Here is an 8,124-nt window from a genome sequence, read left to right on the forward strand (position 1 = left end):
AAAATATAAAATGCTTGGGCAGACATTGGCCTTTTTCCGGTCTATCGCCGGAACAGGGACGTAAGGGCAGCCCGGAAATCAGGAATTACAGTTATTCTGATACATCGAATACATCTAATGTGTAGAATCGGAGGAACGATAATGGCAGAAAGTAAAGTCAAAACAATAGGTATCCTTACCAGTGGCGGTGACGCGCCGGGCATGAATGCGGCGGTTCGTGCGGCTACCCGTCGTGCGATCGGCAAGGGACTTAAGGTTAAGGGAATCCTGAAAGGGTATGAAGGACTGATCAACGAAGAAATTGTTGACCTGAATGCCAAGGACGTTTCTGATATTATCGGAAAGGGCGGAACAATTCTGTATTCCGCGCGCTGCGCAGAGATGCGCACCGACGAGGGAATCGACAAGGCGGTTGCCACATGCAACAAATACGGGATTGACGGACTGGTTGTTGTAGGCGGCGACGGTTCGTTTGCGGGAGCCCAGAAGCTTGCGGATAAAGGGATCAATGCCATCGGCGTTCCGGGAACCATCGACCTGGATATTGCCTGCACAGAGTACACGATCGGCTTCGATACTGCAGTGAATACGGCAATGGAAGCCATCGATAAGGTACGTGATACCTCGACTTCTCATGAGAGATGTTCGATCATTGAGGTAATGGGAAGAAATGCCGGATATATTGCACTCTGGTGCGGAATTGCATCCGGAGCGGAGGATGTTCTTCTGCCGGAGAAATACGATTATGACGAGCAGACGATCATCAATCACATCATTGAGACCCGTAAGAAGGGCAAAAAGCACCACATCATCATCAACGCAGAGGGAATCGGCCACTCGCAGGCTATGGCAAAGCGGATTGAGGCAGCTACCGGAATCGGCACACGTGCCACCATCCTCGGCCATATGCAGCGTGGAGGAAGTCCGAGCTGCAAGGACAGAATGTATGCTACCATTATGGGGGCATATGCGGTGGATCTGCTGATCAGTGGAAAAACCAAAAGAGTTGTCGCATACAAGAATGGACAGTTTGTCGATTTCGATATCAACGAAGCACTTGCGATGAAGAAGTCTCTGTCTGAATATGAGGTTGAGCTTGCCAAGACCCTTTCTTATAACTATGTCATGAAATAACAGGCGCAGGGCCTGTTTACTGCAGGGGCTGCCACACGAAATACGAAGAGAGATCTCTTCCGGACTCATTTCGTGTGGCAGCCTTTTTGCATTCCGTGCGGGAAGTCATGACAAAAGCGCTGTGACCTGCAATTGATGCAGCCATAGCAGAACATTCTTTCTTTGCCGGGCAGAGCGCTGTTTAATTACGCGAACAGTGAGCCGCAGCCGAATGCGAAGTATTCGTGTGCGGCGAGCGTCGCGATAGCGAGATAAAACTCGCGCAGCGTGTTTTATCTCGCTGACCGGATTGATGTACCGGGTGCGGCTTTACAAAGTGCCGCCTTGTAATAGGATTGGTTTGATAATTTTCTGAATGCTTTACGAGACTCCAAAATATTTCATGAAATTAACAGAACAGAGAAGCAGGAGAAGATGACGGTGATCACCAGTATAACAAACGCTCAGGTTAAGAGGGTAATCCAATTAAATAAAAAATCCAAAGTCCGCAGGGAGGATCACTGCTTCGTGGCGGAGGGCCTTAAGCTTTTTCGGGAAACTCCGGAAAAACTGCGGAAGAATGTATTTGTTTCCGAAACATTTTTGAATGAACACAGATCAGACGATACGTTGAAGGGAATCTCGTTCGAAACCGTCTCGGACGCGGTTTTTGAACGAATGTGTGATACGAAGACACCTCAGGGCATACTTACGGTTGCCGTAATGCCGGAGTACACACGGGAACAGCTTCTCGGAGGATCCGGACGCGCATCGCTCGTGATGATCCTGGAGGACCTGCAGGACCCGGGGAATCTCGGAACAATCCTTCGGACTGCAGAAGGAGCCGGCGTAACCGGAATCTTTATGAGCAGCAGGACTGCGGATGTATTTCAGCCCAAGGTGATCCGGTCTACAATGGGATCAATTTACAGGGTCCCGTTCCGCAGAGAAGACGACCTCGCAGATGTCTGCAGCTGGCTGAAGGAGAAGCGGGTGAGAATTTTTGCTGCTCATCTCAAGGGGAAAAATACCTATCGCGGTGAGGATTACACCGGCGGAACTGCCTTTCTGATCGGAAATGAGGGAAACGGTCTCAGTGATGTGCTTTCCGCGAAGGCTGATGTGCTGATCCGGATCCCTATGGAGGGAAAGGTAGAATCTCTGAATGCGGCTGTCGCGTCCGCTCTTTTGATGTATGCGGCGCATGATCAGAGATGACGGAACCCATCCTGCCCCGTGTGACTTAGAAACAAAAGTTTCATCTCGCGGGGCGAGGCAGATTTTTATCCATATGATTTATATCTCTTTCAGAAAACTTGCCTGAATCATCCGGTCTCTTTTTCAACTCGGGAAAATGCTGCAATCCGCAGACCTCTTTTCAATTCCCGAAAATGCTGCAATCCGCAGATCTCTTTTCAATTCCGAAAATGCTGCAATCCGCAGACCTCTTTTCAATTCCCGAAAATGCTGCAATCCGCAGACCTCTTTTCAATTCCGAAAATGCTGTAATCTGCAGATCTCTTTTGAATCCAGATAATACTTTGTCGTAATAATTACTCCCATCAATACCGACAGATATAAGCAGATGATATGTCTGATATTAAAGACAAACGCACAAATATATCTGATATTATATCCGATATGTCTACATAAAACCAGAGTGTTCTGAATTAATCATATCAAAACCCGGCCGTTTTTTGGACGGCTTGACAAGCAAAAAACGCAATGCTATAATGCCGAACTTGTAGTTGGTTTCCATTTTGTAACAAATATTAACAAATATGAAATAATCTTAAATCCGATTTCAATATTATGAGCGGATTTCCGTGAGCCGGAGCTGTGGCGAAAGACGAGGGGGATGCGTCTGTCGGGGCCGGCCAAGCCGGGATTTATTCCGGAGATTATCTCATTCCACAGGAGGATTTTATGAAAAACAAAACGAAAACGATTGCAGTATGTGGCTGTATTTTTGCAATGACTACGGCGATGACAGCACCGGTGTACGCAGATACGAATGCGTCGGTATACAACAACCCGTATTTTGTAGAGAACTGGGCGGACAAGGCGGTCGCGGATCTTACCAGTTCGAATGGTTATACACTGATTCGCAGCGGAGAGGATTCTTCCAGCGACTGTGTGGGGGTTCTTACCCCGGGAGCCCTGGTAACTGTCGAGGGTGAGGAGAATGGCTGGACAAAGATCTCCTCCGGAAATATTGAAGGATACGTAAGTTCCGATCTTCTGGTGACTGGCGCGGAAGCAGAGGCAGAATACCTGGAGAAAAATACGGTCTATGGGACTGTGAACATAGCGGGTACACCGGTCTATTCCGGTGAGAGCACGGGAAGCCCTGTTCTCATGACGCTGGAGGACAAGGCGGGTGTGACACTGATCAGCGCAGACAACGGCTGGTTCAAGGTGAAGGTAAACGGCCAGACGGGTTACATCTCTACCGATGCCATTGCCGTCAACGCGGATACGCATGACGCGGTTACGCTTGCAGAATTTGAAGCGGAGACCGGAATTGTGCCGGACACCACGACGAATACCGTGGACAGCTCCTATTCGCAGGATGATATCAATCTTCTCGCTGCACTGATTCACTGCGAGGCGGGAGGGGAAAGCTATACCGGAAAGGTTGCAGTAGGAGCGGTCGTTCTTAACCGTGTTAACAGTGCCTCTTTTCCGAACACCATCTCCGGGGTTATTTACCAGAGCGGGCAGTTCACCCCGGCATCGAGCGGAGCCCTCGCAGCCACTCTTGCATCCGGAGTCGATGCGGACTGTTATGCCGCGGCACAGGATGCGATCAACGGTGCGAATCCCGTGGGCAGCTGTCTCTACTTCCATGCAGGCGGCGGAAGCGGACTCACAATTGGAAATCAGACATTCTATTAATTCGTACAAGGTTTTCCAAATGAATCAAGCAGATATAGGGACAGAAGGAGGCTGCGCAGTCAGCCTCTTTCTTGTTTTTTTAATTGATATGAGTTAAAATCAAGCCATATGGCTCGGAAGGAGAGCCGAAACCGCACAGCATCTATCCGGAGGAGGAAAATGAGATGAATTTAAAGGGACGTAATTTTCTGACGCTTAAAGATTTCACACCTGAGGAAATCACCTATTTACTTGACCTCTCGGCAAAATATAAAGAGAAGAAGAAAAAAGGAATTCAGGTAGATTCTCTTCGCGGAAAGAATGTTGCGCTTATTTTTGAAAAGACGAGTACACGAACCCGTTGTTCCTTCGAGGTGGCCGCGCATGACCTCGGAATGGGCAGTACCTATCTGGATCCGTCTGGATCGCAGATCGGTAAGAAGGAAAGCATCGCTGATACCGCGCGCGTGCTCGGACGAATGTTCGAAGGTATTGAATACCGGGGTTTTGGTCAGAATATCGTAGAGGAGCTTGCAAAATATGCCGGGGTTCCTGTCTGGAATGGACTGACAAATGAATATCATCCGACACAGATGCTCGCGGATATGTTGACGATCCGTGAACATTTCGGAAAACTGAAAGGGCTGAAGCTGGTCTATCTTGGTGACGCGCGCTACAACATGGGCAATTCTTATATGGTAGTCTGCGCGAAGCTCGGACTAAAGTATGTTGCATGTGCGCCGGAGAAGTATTTCCCGGATGCCGCGCTGGTGTCCCAGTGTGAAGAGTGGGCAGAGGAAAGCGGCGGTTCCATTACGCTGACGGAAAATGTCAGTGTAGGCGTACGGGACGCGGATATTGTTTGCACCGATGTATGGGTATCTATGGGAGAACCGGACGCTGTCTGGGAAGAAAGAATCCGGGATCTGACTCCTTATAAAGTTACAAAGGAAGTAATGCAGACAGCCGGACCGGATGCAATTTTCCTGCATTGTCTTCCGTCCTTCCATGATCTCGGCACAAAAATCGGGAAGCAGATTCATGATAAATATGGTCTGAATGACATGGAAGTTACCGATGAGGTTTTTGAATCGGATCAGTCTCTTGTATTTGACGAGGCGGAGAACAGAATGCACACGATTAAAGCAGTCATGGCTGCAACTCTCGGCGCGGACCGCGGACTGCTCTGACCTGGAAACGTAACGTACAGAAGTGGCAGCAGTAACAGTCAGATGTATGACAACTGAAGAAAAAACAGAGGTGCGGATCTTGGAGGAAGAAATAAACAGTCATCTGAGTGCAGACCGGATACAAAGCATGCTACGCACGGACCGCTGGATCATTCACTATATGGAATCTGTAGATTCTACCAATAACTGGGCCAGACAGGAGGCGGAAGGAGGTGCTCCCGGCGGGAGCGTGTACCTTGCGGATACGCAGACGGCAGGTAAGGGAAGCCGCGGCAGATCATGGGGATCTCCTGAGGGCACTTCCATATCAATGAGCCTCGTTCTGCGTCCGGAAATTGAAATAAGTAGGATTTCGATGATCACTCTTGTAATGGGGCTCGGAGCGGCGGACGGAATCCGCGATGTGACCGGAATTGATACCGGGATCAAATGGCCGAACGATGTCGTGTGCAGAGGAAAGAAGCTCTGCGGCATTCTCACGGAAATGGGACCAAACGGGGATTATCTGGTTCCCGGAATCGGCATAAATGTGAACATGGACCGTTTTTCACAGGATCTGAGAGATAAAGCGACTTCCGTATTCCTCGAGACGGGGAGAAAATGTGACCGCGATCGCATCGCGGCCGGGATACTGGAATCATTTGGCAGATATTACGATGTTTTTCTTGAGACCGGTGATCTGACAGGCCTGATGGACCGTTACCAGGCGATCCTTGCAAACCGGGGCAGGAAGGTCAGGGTCATGAATCAGAGCAATCCGTACAGCGGCACCGCATTGGGAATCGACCGGTTTGGTGAATTGTTGGTGAAGAGAGAAGATACCGGAACGACAGAGAAGGTTTTTGCCGGCGAGGTATCGGTTCGTGGAATTTACGGTTATGTCTGAGGACTGGCACATGAAGTCTGTAGAAAAGCGGACAGAGAATGGCAACTATCAGGTTCGGGATAACGGACATCAGATGAATGGATGGATAAGATAGAATCCATCCATTCGAAACAGCCGGTACAGAACATATGGTACAGAATATAATTGAGAGCAGAAATCAGAGGATATAATCCGATAAAAAGATCCGGTCACACCGGTCAAATCGGAATAATTTCATAACAAAACAGAGAATGAACGATAAAGATAAGAACAAGAATATTGTGCTCTGCGGAGCAAATTATTACGATAAGAAATACTATTTTAATGACAGTTTTTCCATTCTTCCCCAGAAGATCCGTGACGAACTGCAGATCACTTGTGTCACCTTTACTGAACAGTGTGGAGGAATTATCGTCCTGGAGTTTGATCCGGAGGGCAATCTTGAAATTCGCACTGAGGCGGAGCCGGCTGATGCTATGTATGATGACATAGGGGCAGGTCTTGCAGTGAAGAAGCTTCGCGAGGAGAAACAGGAGCTCTTTGAATCTATGGAACTGTTTTATAAAATATTTGCGGGCGGTGGTAACTGATGAAGATTCGGCCATTGAAAATCGGCAATGTCATAATTGATCATCCCGTAATACTTGGACCGATGGCAGGTGTCACAGACCTGCCATTTCGTGTTTTATGTCATGAACAGGGAGCAGGCCTTGTCTGCACGGAAATGGTGAGCGCAAAGGCTATACTATATAAAAACCGGAATACCCAGGCGCTGATGAGAACGGATCCAACGGAGCATCCTGTCTCGCTCCAGCTTTTTGGAAGTGATCCGGACTCTGTGTCAGAGGCGGCAGCAATGATTGAGGATCTTCCTTTTGAAATCCTGGATTTTAATATGGGCTGTCCGGTACCGAAGGTCGTTAACAATATGGAAGGCTCGGCGCTGATGAAGGATCCGATGCGTGGAGCGGCAATTATATCCGCTGTTGTGAGAAAAATCCGGAAACCCGTAACCGTAAAGATCCGAAAGGGATTTAATCTGGACTCGGTGAATGCGGTAGAGGTGGCGAAACGGATGGAGGATGCCGGCGTTTCCGCAATTGCGGTACATGGAAGAACACGGGAACAGTATTATTCCGGGGAGGCGGACTGGGAGATCATTCGCCAGGTAAAGAATGCGGTTTCGATCCCTGTAATTGGAAACGGTGATGTGGATTCTCCCCGCAAGGCAGAAAAAATGATGCGGGAGACCGGCGTGGATGGCGTTATGATCGCGAGGGCTGCCCGGGGAAATCCGTGGATTTTTCATCAGGTTATTCATTATTTAGAGACGGGTGAGATTATTTCAAAGGCAGCGCCGAAAGAAGTATATGACATGATTCTTCGCCAGATGGATCTGATGGTTCAATATAAAGGGGAATACACTGGCATCCGGGAAATGCGGAAGCATATTTCCTGGTACACGGCAGGATTCCCGAACTCTGCATCCCTTCGCAGGCGGATTAACGAAGTGGATACGGGTGACGAGATACGAGAGCTGCTGAGGGAAACGCTTATATAGCGACATCCATGACGCACTTAATTTCGAAAGCGACCGTTTTCCGAAAACTGCTTTTTCTAAAAGTAACCATTGACACGCACGCGTTATACAGTTTGAAACGTCTGCTTGCGGGGTATGGCGGTTTGCTGCATTAGGAATTCCGTATTTGCATGATGTTCTTATAAAAGTTACTATATATTGGGCTAAATTCTGGGTAAAAACACAAGTTTTTAAAAAAAGAGAAAAAATTTAAAAAGGCTGTTGACTTTTCCCTGGAACCCGTGGTATTCTAAGTGAGCTGTCGCAAGAGAAATGATTTTATCTACGGCAGGCAGTGAACATTGACAACTGAACAGTAAAACACATCCTCGAAAATTCAAATGAAGTTTTATAAATTTTTGTTTGAACGATCGATGAGTAATCACTTCATGTAACGTTCAGATGAACGATACATGAAGTGATTACGATCCTTTAAAACAGTAAAAAGGGATGAATTAGCCAAGTGTTAATTCTGAACGAATCAATCTTTTTTATGAGAG

At 48.0% G+C, this 8,124-nt stretch carries 7 protein-coding genes; all 7 read left to right on the top strand.

What is annotated here, in order from left to right; translation table 11 throughout:
* Window positions 1-141: 141 nt before the first annotated feature.
* The 7 genes from pfkA to dusB all read left to right on the top strand — a co-directional run bounded on the left by pfkA (window position 142) and on the right by dusB (window position 7,606).
* A complete protein-coding gene (gene pfkA / locus ACTQ1O_RS13765; RefSeq protein ID WP_441101501.1) occupies window positions 142-1,134 on the top strand; it encodes a 6-phosphofructokinase in 993 nt (330 codons plus the stop codon).
* 420 nt (window positions 1,135-1,554) lie between these two features.
* Entirely contained in the window at window positions 1,555-2,331 is a 777-nt protein-coding gene (locus tag ACTQ1O_RS13770) for a TrmH family RNA methyltransferase (RefSeq protein WP_441487753.1), read from the top strand.
* Between the two features lie 708 nt (window positions 2,332-3,039).
* The gene (locus ACTQ1O_RS13775; protein WP_441487754.1) at window positions 3,040-4,011 is read left to right on the top strand and encodes a cell wall hydrolase; all 972 of its coding nucleotides are present in this window, start codon (window positions 3,040-3,042) and stop codon (window positions 4,009-4,011) included.
* A 164-nt stretch (window positions 4,012-4,175) separates the two neighbouring features.
* Window positions 4,176-5,180: an ornithine carbamoyltransferase gene (gene argF, locus ACTQ1O_RS13780; RefSeq protein WP_441487755.1), complete on the top strand. Its 1,005-nt coding sequence runs from the start codon at window positions 4,176-4,178 to the stop codon at window positions 5,178-5,180.
* 79 nt (window positions 5,181-5,259) lie between these two features.
* A complete protein-coding gene (locus ACTQ1O_RS13785) occupies window positions 5,260-6,066 on the top strand; it encodes a biotin--[acetyl-CoA-carboxylase] ligase (protein ID WP_441487756.1) in 807 nt (268 codons plus the stop codon).
* Window positions 6,067-6,296: 230 nt separating this feature from the next.
* Window positions 6,297-6,635, top strand: a complete 339-nt coding sequence (locus ACTQ1O_RS13790; RefSeq protein WP_441101497.1) for a DUF6145 family protein — start codon at window positions 6,297-6,299, stop codon at window positions 6,633-6,635.
* Window positions 6,635-7,606, top strand: a complete 972-nt coding sequence (dusB, locus tag ACTQ1O_RS13795) for a tRNA dihydrouridine synthase DusB (RefSeq protein ID WP_441487757.1) — start codon at window positions 6,635-6,637, stop codon at window positions 7,604-7,606. Before ACTQ1O_RS13790 ends, dusB begins: the two co-directional genes overlap by 1 nt.
* The last annotated feature ends 518 nt before the right edge of the window (window positions 7,607-8,124 follow it).

Source organism: Bilifractor sp. LCP21S3_A7 (genome assembly GCF_052118825.1).
Lineage (GTDB): Bacteria > Bacillota > Clostridia > Lachnospirales > Lachnospiraceae > Bilifractor.